Origin of the sequence: Janthinobacterium kochi, from assembly GCF_051380715.1 — a bacterium.
Lineage (GTDB): Bacteria > Pseudomonadota > Gammaproteobacteria > Burkholderiales > Burkholderiaceae_D > Janthinobacterium.
Genome location: NZ_JBNYXO010000010.1, coordinates 86,740 through 111,516, shown reverse-complemented (window position 1 = coordinate 111,516; position 24,777 = coordinate 86,740). Strand labels below are relative to the sequence as shown.

Here is a 24,777-nt window from a genome sequence, read left to right as displayed (position 1 = left end):
TGGGTCATGCGCCCGCCTCGCGCGCCACCGAGGGCGTAGCGCTACCTTGGACGTCCTCGTCGATGACGAGCCTGCCGTCGAGGAAATGCAGCACCCGTCTCGCGTAGAGGGCCATGTCCGGTTCATGGGTCACCATCAGTACCGTGATCCCTTGCTGCTGGTTCAGCCCAACTAACAGATCCATGATCTCGCGGCCGCGCTGGCTGTCGAGATTGCCGGTAGGTTCGTCAGCCAGCAGAACCTTCGGTTCGGTGACGATGGCACGTGCGATTGCGACGCGCTGCTGCTGTCCGCCGGATAATTCACCGGGTGTGTGAGACTCCCAGCCGGCCAGCCCGACCGATGCCAGCGCCCGCGTTGCCTTCGCACGCCGCACGGCCACGCTCTCGCCTCGGTAGATGAGCGGCAGTTCGACGTTTTCGAGTGCCGACGTGCGGGCCAGCAGATTGAATCCCTGGAACACGAAACCGAAGAAGCGACGACGTAGGCGCGCGCGTTCGTCGCGCGACAAAATCTCGACATGGGTGCCGCTAAACAGGTATTCGCCCGCCGACGGCGTGTCCAGACAGCCAATGATGTTCATCGCAGTCGACTTGCCCGAACCGCTTGGCCCCATGATGGCCGTGAACTCGCCAGCCACAATGTCGATGTCGAGATTCTTGAGCGCCATCAGCGACGCCTGGCCGGAGCCATACACCTTGCTGACCCCGCGCAGCCGGATCAGGGGAGCATGGCCCGCTGCTTGCGGCGCGCTCACGGCTGCGTTCCCGCGCGCTGATCGGTGATCACTTGCATGCCCTCACGCAGGTCTCCGCCGGTCACCTCGGTCATGCGGCCGTCGCTGATTCCGGGCATCACGCTCACTTCGGCTGGCGCACCGTCTTGCAATATCCAGACCCGGCGCGTCGCCGCCGTGTTGGCACCGGCGGCGGGACGGCGCGGCGAGCGCGCCGGGCCGCGCGGCATCAGGCTGTCGACGATGCCGCCGGCGGCAGGCTTCGCCTCCCGATTCGGCGTGAAGCGCAGCGCCGTGTTGGGCACCAGCAGCGCATTATGGCGTTCAGTGGCGCGAATGACGGCGGTAGCGGTCATGCCCGGCCGCAGGCTCAGGTCACTGTTGTCGACTTCCAGATAGGTCAGGTAGGTGACGACGTTATCCGTGATGGTCGATCCGTAGGCGACCCGCGTCACCACTGCGGGATATTGTCGGTTGGGGTAGGCGCTGACAGTGAAGCGCGCCTGTTGTCCAAGCTGGAGCGCGCCGACATCGGCTTCATCGACGTTGACCTGCAGGCGCAGCCGGTGCAAGTCCTCAGCAATCGTAAACAGCGTTACCGCCTGCAACGACGCCGCCACGGCGTTGCCGGGGTCCACGCTGCGGGTGAGGACGACGCCGTCGGTGGGCGCGCGAATCGATGCCTTCGCAAGGTTGGTTTCGTCGGTGGACAGGGTGGCGTTGGCACTAACGACATTGGCGCGCGCGCTCAGTTCATTGGCACGACCACGTTCGAGTTCGGCCAGGCTTGCGTCCAGTTCGGCCTTCGATGGCACTTTGCCGTCCGACAGGCGCGCCACCTGTTCCAGCCGGGCTAGGTTGGCCCCCGCTTCCTTCACCGTGGCCTCCGCCTGCGCCACGGCGGCCTTCGCGCCGGCGAGCGCTGCGCGCGAGCGGACGATCTGGTCGTTCAGCTTGGCGGTGTCGAGTTCCACCAGCACTTGCCCTTTCTTCACCTTGTCGTTCACGTCCACCATCACCCGCGCCACCGTCCCCGATAATTCGCTACCGATGCTGACGAGACGGGTTGGCTGCAAACTGCCGTTCGCGCTGACGGTGAGCAAAAGCTCGCCGCGCTTGACCTGCTCGGTGGTGTAGCTCGGCGCGGCGCCGGCCTTGCGCTGTAATTGCCACTGGTACAGCCCCAGCGCCACGGCGACGAGTATGACTGCGCCCAATGCCCAAGGCATGGCGCGCCGCCACCAACGCTGCCCGCCGGGCTCGCTCAGCGGCGTATGCGTCTCGGTGCCGGTCGCAGTTTCTGCAGGGGAGCTGTCCATGTTCATTGCGCATTCCCGCTCACGGTTCCATCCGGCCCACGCATCGCCGCATGATCGGGCGTCCAGCCGCCGCCCAGTGCCTTGTACAGACGGACGTGGTCGGCGCTGAAGTCGGCGCTGGTGGACGCCACCGCATCCTGCAAAGCGAGCAGCGAGCGCTGCGTCTCGAGAACAACCTGGAAGTCGATCACACCGCCGGTGTAGCGCTGGCGGGCGAGTAGCTCCGCATTCACGGCGGCCTCGGCCGCATAACGCAGGTGGAGTAGCCGCCCGCGATCGCCTTCCAGTGCCGACAGCGCGTCCTCCACGTCCTTCAATGCGGTCAGGATGGCCTCCCCATACGCCAGCCGTGCTTGCTCCAGCGCCGCCTGCTGCGCGCGAACCTGGGCGCGCCGGCTACCGCCGTCGAAAAGCGGACCGGACACGCTGGCGAGAATCGTCCGCGCCACCGCGCCGCTGCCGAGCGCGGCCAGGCTGGCCGCGTTGAGTCCGAGCGAACCGGCCAGCCTGAATCCGGGGTAACGCGCGGCGTCGGCGGCGCTGACCCGAGCCAGCGCCGCGCGCACTTCATACTCTGCCGCCGCGACGTCAGGGCGCTGGCGCAAGGTATCGGCCGGCAGGCTCAGTGCCAGCTCATCTGGCGCCTGCGGGACCGGCGCCACACCCGCCAGCTGCGATTGCAATCCCGCCGGCGGCTGTGCACACAACACCGCCAGCGCGTGCGCGATCTGGGCGACGTTGGCCTCCAATGCGGGAATTTGCGCCTGGGTCTGCTCGCTGGCCGCACGCGCCTGCTCGCCCTCGAGCGAAGTGAGCAAGCCGGCCTGCACCCGCCAGCCTGTGATCTGAAGGGTTTCCAGCTGGCTGGCCAGGTTGGCGCGCGCGATGACGAGCCTGGCCTGTTCCCCACGCAACTGGATATAGGCAAGCGCAACCTCGGCCGCAATCGATACCTGGACCGAGGCCAGCGTCGCAACGGAGGCCTGCGCACCTGCCTCGGCAGCGCGCACCCCATAGCGGTTCGCACCAAACAGATCCGCTTCCCAACTGGCATCGATGCCAGCGCTAGCGGGACTATTTGCGCCAGCGTTGCCCGTCTTGCTGCGCTGCGCAGAACTGGAAAAGGACGCAACTGGCCGCAGCGACGCGGCTGTGACGTCGCGTAAGGCGCGCGCCTGACGTAGCGCCGCCTGCGCGCTCATGACGCTAGTATTGGCCTGCAATGCTCGGCGCACCAGCATGCCGAGCATCGGGTCGCCAAAACTGTCCCACCAAGCGGCCAGTGCGATGCCGACGGACTTGTCGCCGGTAGGCTGGGATTGGAGCGTTGTCGACCAGGCCACCGGCACGGCAATGTCTGGAGTGGTCGGCGTCATGGGCAATGAACTGCAAGCCGACAATAAGGTCGTCGCTCCGAACAGCAAGATTCTGGCCAGCATGCGATCGTCCCTCCATCGGCTACGATATCGGATGAAATCCAATGTAACCCAGAAGAGCCAATGAGTGATCCCACCCATTTGATGTAAATCAAGTGTGGGGGAAGGATATGAACTGTCGTTCAAGCTTCATTTGCTGGCGTTGCGTGCGCGGTCGCTAACGCTCAAGCCCGTAATGCCGGATCGTGCATTCGGTAGTTGTCAACAATCCGGTCGAGAGCGCCATCCGTCCCATTGCCATCGGCAAAAAGAACTGGCTAATTAGCGGCTCGGAGCGGGCGGGCCGCCGTGCCGCCGCCATCCAGAGCCTGTTCGCCACCGCCAAGCTCAACGGACTCGATTCGCTGCGTTGGCTGGCCGGCGTTTTGGAACGTCTCCCGACGTGCCGCAACAGCCAGATCGACTCGCTGTTGCCATTCCCGGACTTTATCCAAACCTGAACGCGCTGCATAGGTGGAGCGGCTGGCCGCTTGCAATGGTTTATCTTGACATCAAGATAGTTTACGATCACACTCCATTTTTATCTTGATGTCGAGATAGTTCATGCCTGCCTCCGCTCACCGTCCCGCCTGGGGCGATATCATGCTCACCGCGCTGGCGCCCTTGATCTGGGGTTCCACGTATATCGTCACGTCCGAACTGCTGCCGCCCGATCGCCCCTTCACGGCGGCCCTGATCCGCGTGCTGCCGGCCGGCTTGCTGTTGCTGCTGCTGATGCGGCGCTTGCCCGCGCGGCGCGACTGGGGCCGCGTGCTGATTCTTTCCGCGCTCAATATCGGCGTGTTCCAGGCGCTGCTGTTCGTCGCCGCCTACCGCTTGCCGGGTGGCTTGGCGGCCGTGGTGGGCGCCATCCAGCCGCTCTTGGTGATGGGCCTGGCCTGGGGCGTGGAAGGGCGCCGTCCGGCCCGCCTGGCGCTGCTGGCCAGCGTGCTGGGCGTGGCCGGCATGGGCGTCTTGTTGTTGTCGCCGCGCACGGTGTGGGAACCCATCGGCATCGCCGCCGCGCTGGGCGGCACGGCCTGCATGGCGGCCGGCACGTATCTGACGCGGCGCTGGAAGCCGGACTTGCCCGTGCTGGCGCTGACGGGCTGGCAATTGTTGCTCGGCGGCCTGATGCTGGCGCCCGTCGCCTGGCTGGCCGATGCTCCGTTGCCGGCCTTGTCCCTGCAGCAAGTGCTGGCCTACGCCTACCTGTGCCTGGCCGGTGCCCTGCTGGCGTATGCGCTATGGTTTCGCGGCATCGCCACGCTGTCGCCCGTGGCCGTGTCTTCGCTGGGACTGCTCAGTCCCCTGATGGCCGTCGTGCTGGGCTGGGCCTTGCTGGGCCAGGCCATGACGGGCTGGTCGATGCTGGGCTTGCTGCTGGTGCTGGCCAGCGTGCTGGCGGTGCAGTGGGCCAGCGCCCGTCCCGCAACAAAGTCCTGACTTGCGCGCATTTCTCCCCGGCAGGCTGATTGCATCGGCCTGCCTGCTTCCCTCCGGGCGCTGCCTTTTTGCTGCACCGCACATACTGTTTTGCTTGCACTGTAATAGGGCATTGAGGCACTATTCGCTTCGCGCAAACGTTTGCGCGCAATGAAATTCCATAAAAGCATGCTCTACACGTGCTTGACCAACAACTCTGGAGACGCTCATGACATCCCGTATTCGCCTGAAAATGCTTGCCGCCGCTGTCCTCGTGTGTGCCTTGCCCGCCGTGCCGGCGATGGCGCAGACACCTGCCAAACCAAAGGTCGCGCTGGTGATGAAGTCGCTCGCCAATGAATTTTTCCTGACCATGGAAAATGGCGCCAAGGCGCATCAGAAGGCGAATGCCGCCAAGTACGACTTGCTGTCGAACGGCATCAAGGATGAAACGGATACGTCGAGCCAGATCAAGCTGGTCGAGCAAATGATCGTCTCGCGCGTTAATGCGCTGGTGATCGCCCCGGCCGACTCGAAAGCGCTGGTGCCGGTGCTGAAGAAAGCCATCGACGCGGGCATCATCGTTGTCAATATCGACAACAAGCTCGACGAGGGCGCCCTGAAAGAGAAGGGCATCAGCGTGCCGTTCGTCGGTCCGGACAACCGCAAGGGCGCCAAGGTCGTCGGCGACTATCTGGCCAAGCAGATCAAGAAGGGTGATCCCGTCGGCATCATCGAAGGCGTCTCCACCACCTACAACGCACAGCAGCGCACCCTGGGTTTCCAGGACGCCATGAACGCGGCCGGTGCCAAGGTCGTCAGCGTGCAGTCGGGCCAGTGGGAAATCGCTCCCGCCAACACGGTGGCCGCCGCCATGCTGAACGCCAACCCGAATATCAAGGCTTTGCTGTGCGGTAACGACAACATGGCCATCGGCGCCATTTCCGCCATCAAGGCGGCCGGCAAGACGGGCAAAGTGCTGGTCGTCGGCTACGACAACATCAACGCCATCAAGCCGATGCTGGCCGATGGCCGCGTGCTGGCCACCGCCGACCAGTTCGGTTCGCAGCAAGCCGTGTTCGGCATCGAGACCGTGCTGAAAGCCCTGGCGCAGAAGAAGAAACAGGCCGAGCTCGGTGGCGTCATCGAAACCAAGGTCGAACTGGTTGCCAAGGGCGCCAAGTCCTGATCGTTTGATCCCGCCGGGGCCGGCGCCAGCGTACTCACGAGTAGGCGGCGCCGGCCCCGCCGCCACTACCGCGGAGTTTTATCATGCCCATCGACATCCCCCCGGCGCCATCAACCGCCGCCCCTATATTGACCCTGGACAACATCGGCAAGTCCTATGTCGGCCCCGTGCTGGGCGGCGTGGGCTTGCACTTCGCCGCTGGCCAGGTGCTGGCGCTGACGGGCGAAAACGGCGCGGGAAAGAGTACCCTGTCGAAGATCATCTGCGGCCTGGAGCAAGCCACCACGGGCACCATGCTGCTCGACGGCAAGCCTTACCTGCCCGCTTCGCGCGGTGCCGCCGAGGCGCTGGGCATCCGCATGGTGATGCAGGAACTGAACCTGATTCCTACCCTGTCGATCGCGGAAAACCTGTACCTGAAAAATTTGCCGCAGCGTTTCGGCTTCATCGACCGGACGCGCCTCGAACGCGACGCGCGCGAACAGATGGAGCAAGTGGGCCTGGGCGGCCTCGACCCGTGGACACTCGTGGGCGAGCTCGGCATCGGCCACCAGCAAATGATCGAAATCGCGCGCAACCTGATCGGTTCCTGCCGTTTGCTGGTGTTAGATGAGCCGACAGCCATGCTGACGCACCGCGAAGTGGAATTGCTGTTCCTGCAAATCGAGCGCCTGAAGGCCGAAGGCGTGTGCATCATCTATATTTCGCACCGCCTGGAAGAACTCAAGCGCGTCGCCGACCGCATTGCCGTGCTGCGCGATGGCCAGCTCGTGTGCGATGACGATATAGCGGGACACTCCGCCGCCGACCTGGTCAGCCTGATGGTAGGCCGTTCGGCCGACGATGCTGTGGACTTGAGCGGACGCAGCATCGGCGCACCGTTGCTGCGCGTGCGGGGCCTGGCGCGCGGCAAGGTGGTCAACCCCACGTCCTTCGACTTGCGCGCCGGCGAAATCCTCGGCATTGCCGGCCTGATCGGCTCGGGTCGCACGGAATTGCTGCGCCTGATCTTTGGCGCCGACCGCGCCGATGCCGGTGAAATTTTCCTCGGTGACAGCGCCACGCCCGCCGCCTTGCACTCGCCGCAGGCGGCAGTGAAAGCCGGCATCGCCATGATCACGGAAGACCGCAAGGGACAAGGCCTGTTGTTGCGCCAGTCCATCGCCGTCAACACGACCCTGGCCTCGCTCGACACCGTCAGTGGCGCCGGTTGGCTCAACGATGCGGCTGAGGCGTCGGTGGCCGACGATTACATTCAGCGCCTGGGCATCCGCTCGCGCAACAGCGCGCAAACGGTGGCCGAGCTCTCTGGCGGCAACCAGCAAAAGGTGGTGATCGCCCGCTGGCTGTACCGCGACTGTCCCGTGATGCTGTTCGACGAGCCCACGCGCGGCATCGATATCGGCGCCAAGTTTGATATTTATCAGGTGCTGGCCGAACAGGCGCGCCAGGGCAAGGGCCTCGTCATCGTCTCGAGCGACTTGCGCGAGCTGATGCTGATCTGCGACCGCATCGCCGTCATGAGCGCCGGCAGCATCGTCGACACCTTCGAGCGCGGTGCCTGGAGCCAGGACGCGCTGCTGTCGGCTGCCTTCTCCGGCTATTTGACTCCTACTTCCACTCCAGCTGCGGCCTGATCCGCCGGAAAGATTCCCATGACCACCCATTCCTCTCCTTCGTATCTGCAGCGCAGCCTGGCCGACCTGAAAAACTATGCGGGCCTGATCGGCGCCTTGCTCGCCATGTGCGTGCTGTTTTCGTTTGCCAGCGAAAATTTCTTCACGCTCGCTACCCTCAGCACCCTGTCGAACAACATCCCGACCCTGGTCGTGATGGCCGTCGGCATGACCTTTGTATTGATCATCGGCGGCATCGATTTGTCGGTCGGCTCCGTCATGGCGCTGGCCGCTTCCGTGCTGTCGCTGGCCGTCGTGCACTGGGGCTGGCCCGTGTGGAGCGCGGCCCTGCTGGGCATGTTCGTCGCCGCCCTGTGCGGCGCGACGACCGGCCTGATTTCCGTCGGCTGGCGCATCCCCTCGTTCATCGTCTCGCTGGGTGTGCTGGAAATGGCACGCGGCATGGCTTACCAGGTGACCAATTCGCGCACGGAATATATCGGCAGCGCCGTGGACGGCATCAGCTCGCCGATCGCCTTTGGCCTGTCGCCGGCCTTCATCGCCGCCATCGCGATTGTTGTCATCGGCCACCTGGTGCTCACGCGCACGGTGCTGGGACGCCACTGGATCGGCATCGGCACGAATGAAGAAGCCGTGCGTTTGTCCGGCATCAACACGAAACCGTCAAAAGTGCTGGTGTTTGCCCTGATGGGCTTTCTGGCTGGCGTGGGCGCGCTGTTCCAGGTGTCGCGCCTGGAAGCGGCCGACCCGAATGGCGGCGTGGGCATGGAATTGCAAGTGATCGCCGCCGTCGTGATCGGCGGCACGAGCCTGATGGGCGGACGCGGTTCCGTCATCAGCACGTTTATCGGCGTGTTGATCATTTCCGTGCTGGAAGCGGGCCTGGCGCAGGTGGGCGTGTCCGAACCCGTGAAACGCATCGTCACTGGCCTGGTGATCGTCGCCGCCGTGGTGCTCGACACTTACCGCCGCCGCGGCGAGCGTTCATAATACTGGCCCATGGCAACGATCAAACAAGTGGCGCAGGCGGCGGGGGTGTCGTTTACCACCGTGTCGCACGTCCTCAACAATACCCGTCCCGTCAGCGACGCGGCGCGCCGCGCCGTGCTGGCGGCGGCGGAGCAGTTGCATTACGTGCCCAGCGCGCTGGCGCGCTCCCTGCGCAGCCGCAGCACGGGCACCATCGGCCTCATCATTCCGAATAATACGAATCCGTATTTTTCGGAAGTAGCGCGCGGCATCGAGGATAGCTGCTACGCGGCCGGCTACAGCGTGATTTTGTGCAATTCCGATGACGACCCCGTCAAGCAGCGCGACTACCTGAACGTGCTGCTGACCAAGCGCTGCGACGGCCTGATCCTGTCCGCGCTGGCCGACAGCGATGGCGAACTGCTGCGCAAGATGAAGGTGCCGGCCGTGCTGCTCGACCGCGCGCCCAGCGACCTGTCCATCGATGCGGTGGCCGTCGACAACCGCGCCGGCGGTGCCCTGGCCGCGCGCCATTTGCTGGGCCTGGGACGTCGGCGCCTCGCCTGCATCGCCGGTCCCCGCGAAGTGCGCATTTCCAACGAGCGTATAGCCGGTGCGCGCAGCGCCATGGCGGACGCGGGCGTGGTCCTGGCCGACGCCCTGTGCGTGCATGGCGATTTTACGAGCGCGGGCGGTTATGCGGCCGCGCTGGACTTGCTGGCGCTGCCGCCAGGCCAGCGCCCCGACGCCCTGTTCTGCTGCAATGACTTGATGGCCTTTGGCGCCCTGCGCGCCGCCGCCGAGCGGGGCATTGCCGTGCCGGGCGAACTGGCTGTCGTTGGCTTCGACGATATCGATCTGGCCAGCTTCGTGCATCCGGCCTTGAGCAGCGTGGCGCAAAATACGCGCGAGCTGGGCCACATCACGGCCGCCTGCCTGCTGGCGCGCATTGCCGACCCCGCGTTGCCGCGCCAGCAGCGCAGCATCGCGCCCGCACTGCATGTGCGCGGCTCCAGCGTGGCTGTACCTGCCACAGTAACTTCTTCCGCACCTACTTCTTCACCTGCAACTGAACTGATGGGAATGACATCATGATCGTGGTTATCGGCAGCATCAATATGGACCTGGTCTTGCGCGTGCCGCGCATGCCCCTCCCCGGCGAAACCCTGACGGGCGGCGCTTTTCGTACCATTCCTGGCGGCAAGGGCGCCAACCAGGCCGTCGCTTGCGCGCGCCTGAGCGGCAAAGTGGCCGCCGGTGGCCAGCAAGTGGCCATGGTCGCTTGCGTGGGCGATGATGCGTTCGGCACGACGTTGCGCTCCGCACTGGTGGGCGACGGCATCATCGATAGCCACGTCACGACCTTGCCGGGCGTGGCGTCCGGCATCGCCTCGATCCTGGTGGACGACAAGGGCCAGAACAGCATTGTGATTGCCGGGGGCGCCAACGATTTGCTCAGCCCCGCGCACATTGACGCGGCGCAAGGGCTGATCGAACAGGCCGATATTGTCGTGCTGCAGCTGGAAACGCCGATGGCTACCGTCGTGCACGCGATCAAACTGGCCCGCTCGCTGGGCAAGACCGTGGTGCTGAACCCGGCGCCGGCCGCCAGCTTGCCCGAAGGCGTGCTGGAACTGGTCGACTACCTGATTCCGAATGAAATCGAAGCGGCCATGCTGGCCGGCGTCAGCCCGCAAGGCGCGGATGCCAAGGCGCTGGCAGCCGCCCTGCAAAAGCTGGGCAGCGACAACGTCATCATCACCCTCGGCTCCAAGGGCGTGTACGCGGCCCTGTATGGCGGCGAATTCACCTTCCCGGCCGAAGTGGTGCAAGCCGTCGATACGACGGCCGCCGGCGACACGTTTATCGGCGGCTTCGTGGCGGGCCTGGCGTCCGGCATGGACGAGGCGGAAGCGATTCAACAAGGCCAGCGCGCGGCCGCCTGGAGCGTCACCAAGCCTGGTGCGCAAACTTCGATCCCCCACTTGCACGAACTGTTCTAACGACACCACACCCATGAAAAAATCACCGCTGCTCAATATTGCGCTGTCGCAACTGATCGCTTCGCTTGGCCATGGCGATATGCTCGTCATCGGCGACGCGGGCTTGCCCTCGCAGCCGGGCGTGCCCCTGATCGACCTGGCCTTGACGCGCGGCATCCCCGGCTTCATCGATACCGTCAACACGGTTTTGACTGAAATGCAGGTGGAATACCATTTGCTCGCCAGCGAGTTGCCGCAGCATAATCCGGCCATGGCGGCGCAGGTGGCGGCCCTGGCCTTGCCCGACGCGCGCCAGGTGACGCACGAAGAGTTCAAGCAACTGTCCAAGGGCGCGCGCGCCATCGTGCGTACGGGTGAGTGCAGTCCGTATGCCAACATCATTTTGGTGGCAGGCGTCGTGTTCTAGCGCAAACAAACGCCAGATTTTTTGCCAAAAACATCAACGTTATTGTTCTTAGTGAAATAATTATCCATCGGCAAAAGGGGCGGCTACAATAGTCGTACCCTGCCAGCTCGGCAGTTTCCTGTGGTGTCCTGCCATGCCGATGAAAGCATTCGACGCTTTCCGCTGCTGTTTCATTCTGCTGCTGTGCCTGGCCACGCCCGCCCGCGCGCTGGATGCCATTTCCCTGCAGCTCAATTTCACGCATCAGTTCCAGTTTGCCGGCTATTACGCGGCCATCGAGCAAGGCTATTACCGCGAGGCGGGGCTGGAGGTCAAGCTGGTCGAAGGCAGCGGCGTGCCGCTTGCCGAGGCGGCCGTGCTGACGGGCCAGGCCGACTATGGCGTGGGTAACAGCACCCTGTTGCTCAGCCGCATGGCGGGCAAGCCCCTGGTGGTGCTGGCCGTGGTGTTCCAGCATTCGCCCAGCGTGCTGCTGATGCGCCAGCATGGCGGCGCGCCCGACATGCGCAAGCTGGTGGGGGCGCCCGTGATGATCGGTGCGGCCACCGACGTGGCAGCCACATCCGATGAAGTATCGCTGTTCCTGCAGAAAATGGGCGTCGCGCCGCAGCAGCTGCGCCACTTGCCGCCCAGCTACCGGATCGAGGATTTGATCGATGGCAAGGTCGACGCGATTGCCGCGTATTCCACCAACGAACCGGACTACCTGGACCGGGCGGGCTTCTCCTATTACCAGTTTACGCCGCGCACGGCCGGCATCGATTTCTACGGCGACAACCTGTTTACCAGCGAGTACGAACTGCGCCGCCATCCCGAGCGCGTCAAAGCGTTCCGCGCGGCCAGCCTGCGCGGCTGGCAATACGCGATGGCGCACCGCGAGGAAATGGCGCATCTGATCCATGCAAAATACAGCCAGCGCCATGACCAGGCGCATCTGCTGTACGAGGCGCAGCAGATGGAATTGCTGCTGCAGCCCGTGCTGGTGGAACTTGGCTACATGAACCCCCTGCGCTGGCAGCATATCGCCGATACCTATGCCGCCATGGGCGTGCTGCCGCGCAATGCCACGGACAGCCGCGCCTACCAGGGCTTTTTGTATCGCCCCGTGCCGGGCGTCGACCTGGGCTGGCTGTACCTGTCGCTGGGTGTGGCGGGCAGCTTGCTGGCCGTGTCGGCCGCCTTTCACTTCAGTAACCTGGCACGCGAGCGCCGCCGCACGGAGGAAACCATCCGGCAAGGGGAATTGCGCTTTCGCACCATGTTCGAGGAAGCGCCCATGGGGATCGCCCTGATCGATACCGTGAGTGGGCAGTTTCTCGACATCAATCCGCGTTACCTGGCCATCAGCGGGCGCAGCCTGGAACACATGAAGCGGTCGAACTGGATGGAGATCAGCCATCCCGACGATGTGGCCGGCGAGCAAGAGCAGGTGGCGCAGTTGCTGGCGCGGCGCATGCAGGGCTTCCGCCACGCCAAGCGCATCGTGCGTCCCGATGGCGGCGTGGTATGGGTCGATGCGTCGGTGACGGCCATTGCCACGGCGCGCCATGGCGGGCCGCACCACCTGTGCATGCTGGAAGACGTGACGGACAAGCGGCAAACGGAAGCGCTGATCTGGCAGCAAGCCAATTTCGATACCTTGACGCAATTGCCGAATCGGCGCATGTTCCACGAACGCCTGCGCCAGGCGCTGGCCCAGGGCCGGCGCGATACGAGCCGCGTGGCCATTCTGTTTATCGACCTCGACCATTTCAAGGAAGTCAACGATACCCTGGGCCACCACCAGGGCGATATTTTGCTGATCGAAGCGGCGCGGCGCATCCGCGTGGGCGTGCGCGAGACGGATACGGTGGCGCGCCTGGGCGGTGATGAATTTACGGTGATCTTGTCCGACCTCGATGATCTGCAGCAAGTCGACCGCATCGCGCGGCAGATACTCGACGGCTTGCTGGCGCCGTTCTTGCTGGGGCAGGAGCAGGCCTTCGTCTCGGCCTCGATCGGCATCACCCTGTATCCGGACGACGCGGGCACGATCGAGGACTTGCTCAAGCATGCGGATCAGGCCATGTATGTCTCGAAAGGCGCGGGGCGCAACCGCTATAGCTACTTTACGCCCGCGATGCAGGTGGCGGCCGTCAACCGCATGCGCATGGGGGTGGACTTGCGCACGGCCGTGCGCGAACAGCAGATGCAGCTGCATTACCAGCCCATTGTCGAACTGCATAGCGGCAATATTGTCAAAGCGGAAGCCTTGCTGCGCTGGCACCATCCGCAGCGGGGCATCGTGTGTCCGCCGGATTTCCTGGCACTGGCCGAAAGCAGCGGTTTGATTGTGGATATTGGCGACTGGGTGCTGCGCACGGCGGCCGCGCAACTGCTGCGCTGGCGGGCGCAGGGCCAGGCCATCGGCTTGCCGGGGCTGCAACTGTGCCTGAACCAGTCGCCGCTGGAGCTGCAGCGCGAAGCCGAGGCGCCCGGCACCTGGCTGCGCCAGTTGATGGCGCTCGATGTGCCGGCCTCGGCCATCGTGCTCGACATGCGCGAAGATGCGCTGCTGGGACCCGGTGCCAGCGCCGGCAGCGGCATGGCGCAGCGGTTGCAGCATTTGCGCGACGCGGGCTTGCAGATCGCCTTGGACGACTTCGGCAGCGGCCCCGCCTCGCTGACGCAATTGCAGCAATGCGGCATCGATTACCTGAAGCTCGACGGCGTGCTGGTGCGCAAACTGGCGCCCGGCGCCAGCGAACTGGTGCTGTGCGAAGCCATCGTCACCATGGCCCACAAGCTGGGCTTGCAGGTCATCGCCGAAGGGGTGGAGACGCCAGAGCAGCGCGCGCGGTTGCTGGAAATCGGCTGCGATTTTGCGCAAGGCGATCTGTTTGCGCCGCCGCTGGCCATCGAAGCGTTCGATGCCCTGCTGCATGCCCGGCGGCCCTTGCAGCCTTGAAACAGGCGTGCTCAGCCACCAGATGTCCACTGGCCCTGCGGGACAGGGCTCCCGGCCTGAACAGGCTTATACTCGACGGGCTGGCGCCTGCGCCCGGCTCCAGCTGTCACCGGTTCGCGTCATGAACCGGGCGCGCAGGCAAACCTTCTTCCATTCACTCAACTCGAGGTGACCTCATGGGCATTTTCAGCAATATCTACAACAAGATCTTCCACCATGCGTCCGACGCAGCTCCGGCAGCCACGCCAGTTGCCGCTACCGACGTGCCAGCGGCGGCCGTACCGGCAGCAGCAGCTGCACCAGCGGTTGCCGTGCCGGTGGTGGACGTGGAAGTGGTGCTGGTCGACCTGGCCAGCAAGAACGCAGAAACACTCAATTGGCGCACGTCCATCGTCGACCTGATGAAACTGCTGCAGCTTGACAGCAGCCTGGGTTCGCGCAAGGAACTGGCGCAAGAGCTGCACTTCACGGGCGACACCAATGATTCGGCCAGCATGAATATCTGGCTGCACCGCCAGGTGATGATCAAGCTGGCGGAAAACGGCGGCAAGGTACCGGAAGAACTCAAGAATTAAACACTGGGCGGCAGCCGGAATCTCCAGCGCTGCCGCTATTCAATCCTGCGGGAACTGCCTATGATGGTGTTCCCATAGTGTCGCGATAGTTAAAGCCAATTGAAACTATTGTAACAATCAATTTTGAATATGGACTAAAACCCCTTACACTAGGGTCTTACTGATTCACCACACGAGAGGAAATGATTATGTCGCTCATCAATACCCAAGTTAAACCATTCAAGGCAACCGCATTCCACAATGGCAAATTCGTCGACCTGACGGAAGCGTCGCTGAAAGGCAAGTGGTCGGTATTCGTGTTCTACCCAGCCGACTTCACCTTCGTTTGCCCAACCGAACTGGAAGACCTGGCCGATCACCACGCCGAGTTCCAGAAGCTGGGCGTCGATGTCTACGGCATCTCGACCGATTCGCATTTCGCGCACAAAGCATGGCACGACACCTCGGACGCGATCAAGAAAGTGCAATACGCACTGATCGGCGACCCAACCGGTACCCTGTCGCGCAATTTCGAAGTCATGATCGAAGAAGAAGGCATGGCACTGCGCGGTACCTTCGTCATCAATCCAGACGGCTTCATCAAAGTGCTGGAAGTGCATGACAACGGCATCGGCCGTGACGCATCGGAACTGTTGCGCAAAGTCAAGGCAGCCCAATACGTTGCCGCTCACCCAGGCGAAGTGTGCCCAGCCAAATGGACGGAAGGCGCAGCAACGCTGACCCCATCGCTGGACCTGGTTGGCAAGATCTAAGTTTCGATGCACCACGTAGCAAACAAGTAGTTACCGCGATGCCGGACCGGGCGTCCGGCCCGGCATTCGCCTAAATATTTGTAAAGGAAGAAAAAATCATGTTAGATGCAACCCTCAAAACCCAACTGAAATCCTACCTGGAAAAAGTGGTGTATCCGCTTGAGCTGGTCGCTTCTCTCGATGACAGCGCAAAAGCCAGCGAGATGAAGGAATTGCTCCAGGAGATAGTCCTGTTGAGCGACAAGATCACGCTGGTCGAGCGCCTTGACGCTGGCGTACGGGTTCCGTCATTCAGCATCAACCGTACCGGCTCCGACATCGGCGTGCGTTTCGCCGGTGTGCCGCTGGGCCACGAATTTACCTCGCTGGTGCTGGCGCTGCTGCAAGTGGGCGGCCACACCATCAAGTTCGACGACGCCGTGATCGAGCAGATCCGCAACCTCGACGGCGATTACGAGTTTGAAACGTTTATTTCGCTCTCCTGCCATAACTGCCCGGAAGTGGTGCAGGCCTTGAACGCCATGGCGGTGATCAACCCGCGCATCAAGGTCACCACCATCGATGGCGGCGTGTTCCCGAAAGAAGTGGAAGAGCGCCAGATCATGGCCGTGCCGATGATGTTCCTGAATGGCCAGCATTTTGGCCAGGGACGCACGAATGTCGAGGAAATCCTCGCCAAGCTCGATACCAACGCAGGCGCACGCCAGGCGGCAGCGTTGAGCAAGAAAGATGTGTTTGACGTGCTGATCGTCGGCGGCGGCCCTGCCGGCGCGGCAGCGGCCATCTACGCGGCGCGCAAAGGCATCAAGACGGGCGTGCTGGCCGAGCGTTTCGGCGGCCAGACCCTCGACACCATGGCCATCGAGAATTTTATTTCCGTCAAGGAAACCGATGGTCCGAAGTTTGCCATGGCGCTGGAACAGCACGTCAAGACCTATGACGTCGACATCATGAACACCCAGCGCGCCAGCAAGCTGACGCCAGGCAAGCTGATCGAGATTGAAACGGCGAATGGCGCCATCCTGAAAGCCAAGACCGTCATCCTGGCTACCGGTGCCCGCTGGCGCGAAATCAACGTGCCGGGCGAGAAGGAATACCGCAACCATGGTGTCGCCTACTGCCCGCACTGCGATGGTCCCTTGTTCAAGGGCAAGCGCGTGGCCGTGATCGGCGGCGGCAACTCGGGTGTGGAAGCGGCGATCGACCTGGCCGGTCTGGTAAAACACGTGACCCTGATCGAGTTCGGCGCGGAATTGCGTGCCGATGCGGTGTTGCAACGCAAGCTGCACAGCCTTGCTAACGTGACCGTGATTACCTCGGCGCAAACCACCGAGATCCACGGCGACGGCAAGATCGTCAATGGCCTGAGCTATACGGACCGGGTCAGCGGCGAGTCGAAAAAGGTCGAGCTGGAAGGCGTCTTCGTGCAAATCGGCCTGGTGCCGAACACGGAGTGGCTGAAGGGGACAGTGGCACTGTCGCGCCACGGTGAAATCGAAGTCGATGCCCGCGGCCAGACCTCGATCCCCGGCGTATTTGCGGCCGGCGACGTCACCACGGTGCCGTACAAGCAGATCATCATCGCTACCGGCGAAGGCGCCAAGGCAGCCCTGTCCGCCTTTGACCACCTGATCCGCTCGGATGACGAGGAAGTGGTTGAAGAAGCCGCAGTGAAAGAAGCGCTGACGGCATAAGCTGTCCGGCCGCAAAAAAAACCGGAAGCACCGCAAGGTGCTTCCGGTTTTTTTACGTGTAGAGGAAACTTAGCTGCCGGCGTACAGCGGGTTGGCGGCCACATACACCTGCACGCCATCGACGGGCATGTCCTTCGGCGCGATCTCGCTCAGGGCGAATTTCGTTTGATGGTTAAAAGTTTGCACGTGCCAGGTAAAACGCTGGCCGGCGCGCGCGATGGTGACGGTTTCGCCGCGCGTGACGTTGATGTGGCGCGTGTCCGGCTGCAGTTCGATGCTGCGCTGGGCGGCGGCGTGCGGGGCGCTGCTGCCATAGTCGGCGGCCGTGCCCGTGGGACCGGCGGCGAGGGCCGAGGTGGCAAAGGTGGCGCACAGGATCGCCAAGGTGCTGCGGTGGGTGATCAACATGATTTCTCCAAGAATAAGCCAGGCGCGGTGAGTAACCGCACCGTGTTGTCGTCGTAGCTGCACCGGGATCGCCGGTTTTTGCAGCACGGCATCGTAAGCGTTTCTTGGCCGATTTGCAAAGCTGTATTTCCTGTCTATATTTCCACCGTCGCCGCCAGCGGCACGTCCGGCGCCAGGTGGCTGGTCAGCACGATGCACTGGCGCGCCAGGCGGGACGGGTCGGACAGGCGCTGGCGCAAGTACGCCATGGCGGATGCGTCTAGGCCATTGAACGGCTCGTCGATCAGCAGCAGGCGCACGGGCAAGACCAGGGCAAGGGCCAGTTGCAGTTTTTTGTGCTGGCCCAGCGAGAGGGCGGTGATGCTTTGCTGCAAGGTGGACGTCATGGCAAACGCCTTCAGCTCGTCGTTCAGCAGGGATTGGTCGCTGCCCGGATACAGAGCCAGGTGCAGGTCGAGAAATTCGTGCACTTGCAGCCAGGGCAGGGCAGGGGCGTCGCCGCCACAATAGAAGGCCAGTGCGCGGTAGGCCAGCGGCATGCGGCTACTGTCGACGTCATCGAGGCGGATGGCGCCGCGCGCGGGCAGCAGGGCGCCGCCCGCCAGCTTCAGCAAGGTCGTCTTGCCGGCCCCGTTCGCACCGCGCAGCCAGGTGATGCCGGGGCCGAATTGCAGATTGCAGCCCTGGAAGACGCTGTGCGTGGGGAAGTGAAAATCGAGGTGTTCGATGTGCAGGGTGGGAGAAGAGGCATTCAATTCCATAATTCGCTTCCGATGGCGCTCAAGGCAAGGATGGAGAGGACGACGAGGACGACTCTACCCCGCGCCTTGAGGCGGGGCAGGCCGACGATGGCCAGCAGGGCCACACTGGCCGTGAAGGCGTAGACCTGGGTCACGCGCTGCTGCAAGACGGCGGGATCGATGCAGTACAACAAGACGCCAGCGCCCAGCAGCACGGCAAACGGCGGCAGCAGGCTGGCGGCGCAAGCCAGGCGCATCAAGGCCGTGCTGGCCAGGGGCCAGGCGTTCAACGATGGGCGCAGCAAGCCGATCTGTTCTCGCACGGCCTTGTCGCCGCGGTCCGTCACAATGATCAGGCTGGCGCTGGCCAGCAAACCCAGCAGTGGGGCGGGCACGAGCGGTGCGCGCAGCAGCCAGGCCAGCATGCTGGCGCCAGCCGTGGCCAGCAGCACGCTTTGCTGGATGCCGATCCTGTTTTCATTGCGCCAGAACGGCAGCCAGAACAACTGGCGCCACAGGAACACGCTGCGCCAGCGGGGAGGCTGTGGCACATAGGCCGTCATCGTGGGTGGGCGCGCGCTTTGTGCGGCGCGCGGCGCGCGCAGGCGCTGCGCCACGATGAGTGTCGTCAGCAGCCAGGCCAGCAGCCAGGCGGCAATGGTGGCGGCCATGCCGGGCGCGGCAACTGGACGTAGCCAGGGCGGCGACTGCAGCAGCCAGATGCTGGCCGAGATGGCATAGGCGAGGCCCAGCGGCAGCATCAGCACACCGGCCACGGCGATATCGGCTTGCCAGCGCAAACGCGTCGGCAAGGGCAGCTGGCGCAGCCAGGCGGCGGTATTCGCCGGCAACAATCGCTTGCGCAGCAGCCAGGCGGGCAGGCAGGTCAGCAAAGCTTGCGCGCCCAGCAGACCCAAAGCGGCAGGCCAGGGCAGGCTCACGGCAAGAAAGCCGGGCAGGGTGATGACGCTGAGTAAACCCAGCAGGACGGGACCGGCCAGGAACACGAGGATTTCCATGGAACTGGCCAGGCTGGCGGCAAATTGCAGCAACGCATGATGGGCCAGGCGCAAGCGCAGGACGAGGTAGGGGGAAAGACTGCGGGGCAGGCGCATCAGGCAGGAGCTGCAGAGTCAGGATGAGCGCTGATTCTAACAGCCGGGGTCAGACCCCCGGACAAGTTAGCGTTGAGCTTGACGTTGGCGGTGTTGAGGGTCTGACCCCAGAATGGGAAAAGCCCTTCGGTTCCAGGAACCAAAGGGCTTTTCTTTTATTGGCGGAGCGGACGGGACTCGAACCCGCGACCCCCGACGTGACAGGCCGGTATTCTAACCAACTGAACTACCACTCCAAGCTCGTATGATCTGTGTTGCTGATCCATGAAGCACTGGATAATTTTCTGTATTGGTGGTGGGTGCTGAGAGGCTCGAACTCCCGACCTACGCCTTGTAAGGGCGCCGCTCTACCAACTGAGCTAAGCACCCGCATACCCAGAAAACTATCCCGACGTTTGTCACCACGTCTGGAAGAGGCACTATTATAGGGGGCGCTTTCGTGCTTGTGCAACTATTCTTGAGGGGGAAAAGCAGTTTTTTGCTGAAAAACGCAAAAATTTTCGGGGAGAGGGAGGGCTGGCGCTTTTTCTGCTTCTGAAATGGGAAAAGCCCTTCGGTTCTGGGAACCAAAGGGCTTTTCTTTTATTGGCGGAGCGGACGGGACTCGAACCCGCGACCCCCGACGTGACAGGCCGGTATTCTAACCAACTGAACTACCACTCCAAGCTCGTATGATCTGTATTGCTGATCCATGAAGCACTGGACAGTTTTCTGATTTGGTGGGTGCTGAGAGGCTCGAACTCCCGACCTACGCCTTGTAAGGGCGCCGCTCTACCAACTGAGCTAAGCACCCGTTGCTTGTCTCAGAAAACCATCCCGACGTTTGTCACCACGTCTGGAAGAGGCGCTATTATAGGATGGCTAAAACCCTTGTGCAAGCGCTTTTTTACATTATTGGGTAATACCCCACTGCGACAGCATCCACGCCATATTGAATGCGTTCTCGGCGATGGCGTTATAGCGGCCCGACGCGCCGCCGTGGCCGGCGCCCATATTCGTTTTCAGCAGCAGCGCATTGCCGTCCGTTTTATACGCGCGCAGCTTGGCCACATACTTGGCCGGTTCCCAGTACATGACCTGGCTGTCGTTCAGGCCTGTCGTCACCAGCATGGCCGGATAATTCTTGCGCGCAATGTTGTCGTAGGGCGAGTAGCTGAGCATGTAGTCGTAGGCCGCCTTCTGGTTCGGGTCGCCCCATTCCAGGTATTCGCCCGTGGTCAGCGGCAGGCTGGCATCCATCATGGTGTTCATCACGTCGACGAACGGTACGGCCGCGTGCACGGCGTGGAACAGGTCGGGACGCATGTTGACGACGGCACCCATCAAGAGGCCGCCGGCGCTGCCACCCTGGATGATCAGACGGTTCGGGCTGGTCCATTTTTCACGCACCAGGTAATCGGCGCTGTCGATGAAGTCATTGAAGGTGTTTTTCTTCTTCATCAGCATGCCGTCTTCATGCCAGGCTTCGCCCATGTCGGTGCCGCCGCGGATATGCGCCTGGGCATAGATGACGCCCCGCTCCAGCAGGCTGATGCGGCTGATGGCAAAACTGGCCTCCGTGGAAATGCCATACGAGCCGTACGAGTACAGCAGCAGCGGCGCGGAACCGTCGAGCTTGACGCCCTTCTTGTAGACGACCCACAGCGGCACTTGCACGCCATCACGCGCTGTCACCCACAAGCGCTGTGTCGTGTAGCGGCTACCGTCAAAGCCGCCGACGATTTCCTGCTGTTTCAGCACCGTGCGCTTGCCATCCTGCATGTTGACGTCAATCACCGTGGGCGGCGTGACGGGCGACTGGTACGACATGCGAAATTGTGTGGCGGAAAACTCCGGTGTGCCGGCCGCCGTGGCCAGGTAGACGGGGTCGTCGAACTGCACCGTCTTCCAGTTTTTATGCGCGAAATCGTAGATGCGCGCGCGGTTCAGGGCGCGCGCCTTTTCCATCACCACCAGGTGGCCCTGGAAGACGTCGATGGACTGGATCACGGCGTCCTTGTTGTGCGGCACGACGCTCTTCCAGTGTTTCGGCTGCGGCGCAGACAGCGGCGCGCTGACGACGCGGAAATTCTTCGCATCTTTGTTGGTGAGAATATACAGCTGGCCGTCGCGGTGTTCGATGCCGTAGCGGTGGCCCTTTTCGCGTATCAGCACGGACTGGAAACTGCCTTGCGGCTTGCTCGTTGGCAGCAGCAGCACTTCGCTGGTATCCGTGCTGCGCGCGGTGAGCACAAAGTAGCGATGATCGCGCGTGCGGCTCACGCCGATGGCGAACTGTTCCACTGGCTCGTGGTAGACCTGCTGCGCCGTGCCGCCCAGGGCCAGGCGGAACAAACGGTCCGCGCGCTTGGTGGTGGCGTCTTCCTGCGTCAGCATCAGGGTGGCGTTATCTGCCGCCCAGGCCAGCGAGGTGACGCGCTGCATGGTGTCGCCCAGCAACTTGCCCGTCTTCAAATCCTTGACATGCAGCTCGTACTGGCGGAAACCCGTCGTGTCGGTGGTGTAGGCCAACAATTGCTCATTCGGGCTGATGGCAAACGCGCGCACGGCAAAGAATTTGTGACCTTCGGCCAATTGATTCTGGTCCAGCAGGATTTCCTCAGCTGCCTGCGCATCGTAGGCGCCATGTGCGCCGACAGGGCGGCGGCAATGCAGCGGGTATTGTTTGCCCGCTTCCGTGCGCGTGTAATAGTAAAAGTTGCCCTGGCGCGCAGGCACGGACAGGTCCACTTCCTGCATGCGGCCCTTGATTTCCGCAGTCAGCTTGTCGGCCAGCGGCTGGATCGGGGCCGTGACGGCCGCCGTGTAGGCGTTTTCCGCATTCAGGTAGTCGATCACGGCAGGATCGGTCTTCTTTTGCAGCCAGCGGTAGTCGTCCGTGACGAGCGTGCCGTGGCGCGTTTCCTGCCAGGCTGTCTTGGCGGCCACGGGGGCGGTGGCGGCGTCGGCGGCCAGCGCGGATGCCGCCAGGGTGGACAACAGCAGGGCCGGCAAGATGGATAACCAGGCGGACCGGCGGCGCGCAGCGTGATGGGTAATGGACAAGGCGACTCCTTTGAATAGTTGTGTCAGGATTGTAATCTTGCCATTGAGAAAAGCAACTGCGGTGCGCATGCGTTTCAACTTGCATCCACGGGCATTTCCAGCGATACTGTATATAACTACAGTATCCTGCCGCGAGGTGTCCTTGACCACATCTGCCTCCCCACTTCCCGAGCCACCCGCCCGCCGCTGGATAGCCCACCTGGACATGGATGCCTTCTTTGCCTCTGTGGAACTGCTGAAATATCCCGAATTGCGCGGCGAAGCCGTCGTCATCGGCGGCGGGCGATTGCAGCAACCGGTGCTGCAGGAAGATGGCACGCGGCAGTTTGCGCGCATGCGCGACTACGTGGGGCGCGGCGTCGTCACCACCTCGACCTACGCGGCGCGCAAGTTTGGCGTGTTTTCCGCCATGGGCATCATGAAGGCGGCCAAACTGGCGCCCGACAGCATCCTGCTGCCCGCCGACTTCGAGGCTTACCGCGAGTATTCGGCCCGCTTCAAGCAAGCCGTGGCCCAGCTGTGCCCGATCATCCAGAACGTCGGCATCGATGAAATCTATGTCGACCTGACGGAATACGGCGAGCAGGCGCCGGCCATGGCGGCGCGCCTGAAGGCGGCCGTGTTCGAGGCGACAGGCCTGTCGTGCTCGGTCGGCCTGGCGCCCAACAAATTGTTGGCAAAAATCTGTTCCGACCTGGAAAAGCCCGACGGGCTCACTATTTTGTCGCCCGAGGATGTTGCATCGCGCGTGTGGCCCTTGCCGGCAAAAAAGATCAATGGCATCGGCCCGAAGGCCACGGCCAAGCTCGAAGCGCTGGGCATTGTCACCATCGGCGAGCTGGCGCGGGCCGATCTCACCATGCTGCGCACGCAGTTCGGTGACCTGTACACGGGCTGGCTGCGGCAGGCGGCGCTGGGCATCGACGAGCGGCCCGTGCAGACGAGCCGGGAAACCAAGTCCGTCAGCCGCGAAACGACGTTCGAGCGCGACTTGCAGGTGGTGCGCGACCGCGCCACCCTGTCGGAAAAGCTGGAAAGCCTGTGCACGCGCGTGGCGGGCGATCTGGATAAACAATCGCTGGCGGGGCGCACGGTGGGCATCAAGCTGCGCTTCGAGGATTTCAGCACCGTCACGCGCGACATCACCTTGCCCAGCGCCACGGCGGACGCCGCCGCCATCCTGCGCGCCAGCCGCGACTGCTTGCGGCGCGTGCCATTTGAAAAGAAAATCCGCCTGCTGGGCGTGCGCATCTCGACCTTGTGCGATCCGGCCGTGGTGACGCGGCAAGCGCCGGCCCAGGCGGAGCTGTTTCCCAGCCTCTAGCGGCGTTTCCTACAAGATACATACCGCGCCGGACCGCGCTTTTGACGGCATTTTCACGTCGAAAGTGTAGAATGGCGTTCCCCTGGCACTACTGAAACAAACGGAAGACAAAAACTATGTGGTTCAAGAATCTTCAGATTTACCGCCTGCCCGCACCGTGGGCTTACACGCCAGAACAACTGGAAGAGGCCTTGTCCTCGAACAAATTTACGCCGGCGACCAGCATGGATCTGATGCGCCAGGGCTGGGATACGCCGCGCCCGAACGGTGGTCTGGTGCACGTGGTCAACAAGCAAATGTTGATCTTGCTGGGCACGGAAAAGAAACTGTTGCCAGCCACCGTTATCAACCAGGTGGCCAAGGCCCGCGCTGCCGAGATGGAAGAAGCGCAAGGATTTGCGCCTGGCAAGAAAGCCATGAAAGAATTGAAGGAACGCGTGGCCGACGAGCTGCTGCCGCGCGCCTTCAGCATCCGCAGCAACGTCTGGACCTGGATCGACCCGGTCAATGGCTGGCTGGTGGTCGATGCCGCCAGCCCGGCAAAAGCCGATGAAGTCATCAAGCTGCTGTTGAAAGCCGTGGACAAACTGCCGCTGGAAAGCCTGCGCGTGCAGCGCTCGCCCGTGGCGGTGATGACGGAGTGGCTGCAGGCCGACGATGCGCCTGCCGGCTTCACGGTCGACATGGACACTGAATTGCGCGCCACGGGCGAGAGCAAGGCCACCGTGCGCTACGTGCGCCACACCCTGGAAGCGGACGACGTGCGCCGCCACATCGCGGCCGGCAAGCAGTGCACGCGCCTGGCCATGACGTGGAACGACAAGATCTCGTTCGTGCTGACGGAGTCCCTGGCCATCAAGAGCGTCAAGCCGCTGGACGTGATCAAGGAAACGGAATCGAGCACGAAGAACGACGACGAGCGTTTCGACGGCGACCTGATGCTGATGACGGGCGAGCTCGCCAAGCTGATGGCCGACGTGGTCGAAGCATTGGGCGGCGAAGCGACTGCATAAAAGCAGTTGTACAGGTACGGAAAAGGAGCTGACGCTCCTTTTTTTTCGCCTGTGGAGTATGTTGC

At 63.0% G+C, this 24,777-nt stretch carries 20 protein-coding genes, 4 tRNA genes and 1 pseudogene; 14 read left to right on the top strand and 11 right to left on the bottom strand.

What is annotated here, in order from left to right:
- Positions 1–4: 4 nt before the first annotated feature.
- Genes ACQ4WL_RS20400 through ACQ4WL_RS20390 form a run of 3 tightly spaced genes read right to left on the bottom strand, consistent with a single transcriptional unit; the run spans position 5 to position 3,494 of the window.
- Positions 5–757 (bottom strand): ABC transporter ATP-binding protein, encoded by a 753-nt coding sequence (locus ACQ4WL_RS20400; RefSeq protein ID WP_436511369.1) that lies wholly within the window; start codon positions 755–757, stop codon positions 5–7.
- Positions 754–2,055, bottom strand: a complete 1,302-nt coding sequence (locus ACQ4WL_RS20395; RefSeq protein WP_436511437.1) for an efflux RND transporter periplasmic adaptor subunit — start codon at positions 2,053–2,055, stop codon at positions 754–756. The genes ACQ4WL_RS20400 and ACQ4WL_RS20395 overlap by 4 nt, the downstream gene beginning before the upstream one ends.
- Positions 2,056–2,057: 2 nt before the next feature.
- Positions 2,058–3,494: an efflux transporter outer membrane subunit gene (locus tag ACQ4WL_RS20390; RefSeq protein ID WP_436511368.1), complete on the bottom strand. Its 1,437-nt coding sequence runs from the start codon at positions 3,492–3,494 to the stop codon at positions 2,058–2,060.
- Positions 3,495–3,694: 200 nt separating this feature from the next.
- Between ACQ4WL_RS20390 and ACQ4WL_RS20385 the strand changes: the two are divergent.
- From ACQ4WL_RS20385 to ahpF, 12 genes and pseudogenes are all read left to right on the top strand, one after another.
- A pseudogene (locus ACQ4WL_RS20385) lies at positions 3,695–3,931 on the top strand (transposase domain-containing protein); the annotation flags it as partial.
- Positions 3,932–4,034: 103 nt separating this feature from the next.
- Positions 4,035–4,916 carry an EamA family transporter gene (locus ACQ4WL_RS20380; RefSeq protein ID WP_436511367.1) on the top strand — a complete coding sequence of 294 codons (882 nt, stop codon included), beginning with the start codon at positions 4,035–4,037 and terminating at the stop codon, positions 4,914–4,916.
- Positions 4,917–5,124: 208 nt separating this feature from the next.
- Entirely contained in the window at positions 5,125–6,084 is a 960-nt protein-coding gene (locus tag ACQ4WL_RS20375) for a sugar ABC transporter substrate-binding protein (protein ID WP_436511366.1), read from the top strand.
- An 83-nt stretch (positions 6,085–6,167) separates the two neighbouring features.
- On the top strand, positions 6,168–7,721 hold the full coding sequence (locus ACQ4WL_RS20370; protein WP_436511365.1) for a sugar ABC transporter ATP-binding protein: 1,554 nt from the start codon (positions 6,168–6,170) through the stop codon (positions 7,719–7,721).
- An 18-nt stretch (positions 7,722–7,739) separates the two neighbouring features.
- Positions 7,740–8,711, top strand: coding sequence for an ABC transporter permease (locus ACQ4WL_RS20365; protein ID WP_141171082.1), 972 nt, complete (start codon positions 7,740–7,742; stop codon positions 8,709–8,711).
- 9 nt (positions 8,712–8,720) lie between these two features.
- A complete protein-coding gene (locus ACQ4WL_RS20360; RefSeq protein WP_436511364.1) occupies positions 8,721–9,785 on the top strand; it encodes a LacI family DNA-binding transcriptional regulator in 1,065 nt (354 codons plus the stop codon).
- Positions 9,782–10,693, top strand: a complete 912-nt coding sequence (gene rbsK / locus ACQ4WL_RS20355; RefSeq protein ID WP_436511363.1) for a ribokinase — start codon at positions 9,782–9,784, stop codon at positions 10,691–10,693. Before ACQ4WL_RS20360 ends, rbsK begins: the two co-directional genes overlap by 4 nt.
- Positions 10,694–10,706: 13 nt before the next feature.
- Positions 10,707–11,099: a D-ribose pyranase gene (gene rbsD / locus ACQ4WL_RS20350; protein WP_230506466.1), complete on the top strand. Its 393-nt coding sequence runs from the start codon at positions 10,707–10,709 to the stop codon at positions 11,097–11,099.
- A 133-nt stretch (positions 11,100–11,232) separates the two neighbouring features.
- Positions 11,233–14,046, top strand: coding sequence for an EAL domain-containing protein (locus ACQ4WL_RS20345; protein ID WP_436511362.1), 2,814 nt, complete (start codon positions 11,233–11,235; stop codon positions 14,044–14,046).
- 176 nt (positions 14,047–14,222) lie between these two features.
- Positions 14,223–14,621, top strand: coding sequence for a DUF3597 domain-containing protein (locus tag ACQ4WL_RS20340; RefSeq protein ID WP_436511361.1), 399 nt, complete (start codon positions 14,223–14,225; stop codon positions 14,619–14,621).
- 188 nt (positions 14,622–14,809) lie between these two features.
- Positions 14,810–15,373 (top strand): alkyl hydroperoxide reductase subunit C, encoded by a 564-nt coding sequence (ahpC, locus tag ACQ4WL_RS20335; RefSeq protein WP_034780873.1) that lies wholly within the window; start codon positions 14,810–14,812, stop codon positions 15,371–15,373.
- Positions 15,374–15,471: 98 nt separating this feature from the next.
- A complete protein-coding gene (ahpF, locus tag ACQ4WL_RS20330; protein WP_436511360.1) occupies positions 15,472–17,067 on the top strand; it encodes an alkyl hydroperoxide reductase subunit F in 1,596 nt (531 codons plus the stop codon).
- A gap of 69 nt (positions 17,068–17,136) precedes the next feature.
- On the opposite strand, the gene ACQ4WL_RS20325 is transcribed toward ahpF, so the two are convergent.
- The 8 genes from ACQ4WL_RS20325 to ACQ4WL_RS20290 form a co-directional block, all read right to left on the bottom strand.
- Positions 17,137–17,475, bottom strand: a complete 339-nt coding sequence (locus tag ACQ4WL_RS20325) for a CzcE family metal-binding protein (protein WP_436511359.1) — start codon at positions 17,473–17,475, stop codon at positions 17,137–17,139.
- A 134-nt stretch (positions 17,476–17,609) separates the two neighbouring features.
- Positions 17,610–18,236: an ABC transporter ATP-binding protein gene (locus tag ACQ4WL_RS20320; RefSeq protein WP_436511358.1), complete on the bottom strand. Its 627-nt coding sequence runs from the start codon at positions 18,234–18,236 to the stop codon at positions 17,610–17,612.
- Positions 18,227–19,330, bottom strand: a complete 1,104-nt coding sequence (locus ACQ4WL_RS20315; RefSeq protein ID WP_436511357.1) for a hypothetical protein — start codon at positions 19,328–19,330, stop codon at positions 18,227–18,229. Before ACQ4WL_RS20315 ends, ACQ4WL_RS20320 begins: the two co-directional genes overlap by 10 nt.
- Positions 19,331–19,489: 159 nt before the next feature.
- Positions 19,490–19,566 (bottom strand) — tRNA-Asp (locus tag ACQ4WL_RS20310).
- Between the two features lie 57 nt (positions 19,567–19,623).
- Positions 19,624–19,699, bottom strand: a tRNA-Val gene (locus tag ACQ4WL_RS20305).
- A gap of 217 nt (positions 19,700–19,916) precedes the next feature.
- A tRNA-Asp gene (locus tag ACQ4WL_RS20300) sits at positions 19,917–19,993 on the bottom strand.
- Positions 19,994–20,047: 54 nt separating this feature from the next.
- A tRNA-Val gene (locus ACQ4WL_RS20295) sits at positions 20,048–20,123 on the bottom strand.
- Between the two features lie 98 nt (positions 20,124–20,221).
- Positions 20,222–22,375, bottom strand: coding sequence for a S9 family peptidase (locus tag ACQ4WL_RS20290; protein WP_436511356.1), 2,154 nt, complete (start codon positions 22,373–22,375; stop codon positions 20,222–20,224).
- A 205-nt stretch (positions 22,376–22,580) separates the two neighbouring features.
- Between ACQ4WL_RS20290 and dinB the strand changes: the two genes are divergently transcribed.
- Both dinB and ACQ4WL_RS20280 read left to right on the top strand, forming a co-directional pair.
- Positions 22,581–23,699: a DNA polymerase IV gene (gene dinB, locus ACQ4WL_RS20285; RefSeq protein WP_436511436.1), complete on the top strand. Its 1,119-nt coding sequence runs from the start codon at positions 22,581–22,583 to the stop codon at positions 23,697–23,699.
- 116 nt (positions 23,700–23,815) lie between these two features.
- On the top strand, positions 23,816–24,712 hold the full coding sequence (locus ACQ4WL_RS20280) for a recombination-associated protein RdgC (protein ID WP_071075042.1): 897 nt from the start codon (positions 23,816–23,818) through the stop codon (positions 24,710–24,712).
- Positions 24,713–24,777 lie beyond the last annotated feature (65 nt).

Excerpts from the sequence above, each read along its gene's own strand:
- ACQ4WL_RS20395 (WP_436511437.1), bottom strand. The coding sequence starts at position 2,055 with ATGGACAGCTCCCCTGCAGAAACTGCGACCGGCACCGAGACGCATACG.
- ACQ4WL_RS20390 (WP_436511368.1), bottom strand. The coding sequence starts at position 3,494 with ATGCTGGCCAGAATCTTGCTGTTCGGAGCGACGACCTTATTGTCGGCT.
- ACQ4WL_RS20380 (WP_436511367.1), top strand. The coding sequence starts at position 4,035 with ATGCCTGCCTCCGCTCACCGTCCCGCCTGGGGCGATATCATGCTCACC.
- ACQ4WL_RS20375 (WP_436511366.1), top strand. The coding sequence starts at position 5,125 with ATGACATCCCGTATTCGCCTGAAAATGCTTGCCGCCGCTGTCCTCGTG.
- ACQ4WL_RS20370 (WP_436511365.1), top strand. The coding sequence starts at position 6,168 with ATGCCCATCGACATCCCCCCGGCGCCATCAACCGCCGCCCCTATATTG.
- ACQ4WL_RS20365 (WP_141171082.1), top strand. The coding sequence starts at position 7,740 with ATGACCACCCATTCCTCTCCTTCGTATCTGCAGCGCAGCCTGGCCGAC.
- ACQ4WL_RS20360 (WP_436511364.1), top strand. The coding sequence starts at position 8,721 with ATGGCAACGATCAAACAAGTGGCGCAGGCGGCGGGGGTGTCGTTTACC.
- rbsK (WP_436511363.1), top strand. The coding sequence starts at position 9,782 with ATGATCGTGGTTATCGGCAGCATCAATATGGACCTGGTCTTGCGCGTG.
- rbsD (WP_230506466.1), top strand. The coding sequence starts at position 10,707 with ATGAAAAAATCACCGCTGCTCAATATTGCGCTGTCGCAACTGATCGCT.
- ACQ4WL_RS20345 (WP_436511362.1), top strand. The coding sequence starts at position 11,233 with ATGCCGATGAAAGCATTCGACGCTTTCCGCTGCTGTTTCATTCTGCTG.
- ACQ4WL_RS20340 (WP_436511361.1), top strand. The coding sequence starts at position 14,223 with ATGGGCATTTTCAGCAATATCTACAACAAGATCTTCCACCATGCGTCC.
- ahpC (WP_034780873.1), top strand. The coding sequence starts at position 14,810 with ATGTCGCTCATCAATACCCAAGTTAAACCATTCAAGGCAACCGCATTC.
- ahpF (WP_436511360.1), top strand. The coding sequence starts at position 15,472 with ATGTTAGATGCAACCCTCAAAACCCAACTGAAATCCTACCTGGAAAAA.
- ACQ4WL_RS20325 (WP_436511359.1), bottom strand. The coding sequence starts at position 17,475 with ATGTTGATCACCCACCGCAGCACCTTGGCGATCCTGTGCGCCACCTTT.
- ACQ4WL_RS20320 (WP_436511358.1), bottom strand. The coding sequence starts at position 18,236 with ATGGAATTGAATGCCTCTTCTCCCACCCTGCACATCGAACACCTCGAT.
- ACQ4WL_RS20315 (WP_436511357.1), bottom strand. The coding sequence starts at position 19,330 with ATGCGCCTGCCCCGCAGTCTTTCCCCCTACCTCGTCCTGCGCTTGCGC.
- dinB (WP_436511436.1), top strand. The coding sequence starts at position 22,581 with ATGGATGCCTTCTTTGCCTCTGTGGAACTGCTGAAATATCCCGAATTG.
- ACQ4WL_RS20280 (WP_071075042.1), top strand. The coding sequence starts at position 23,816 with ATGTGGTTCAAGAATCTTCAGATTTACCGCCTGCCCGCACCGTGGGCT.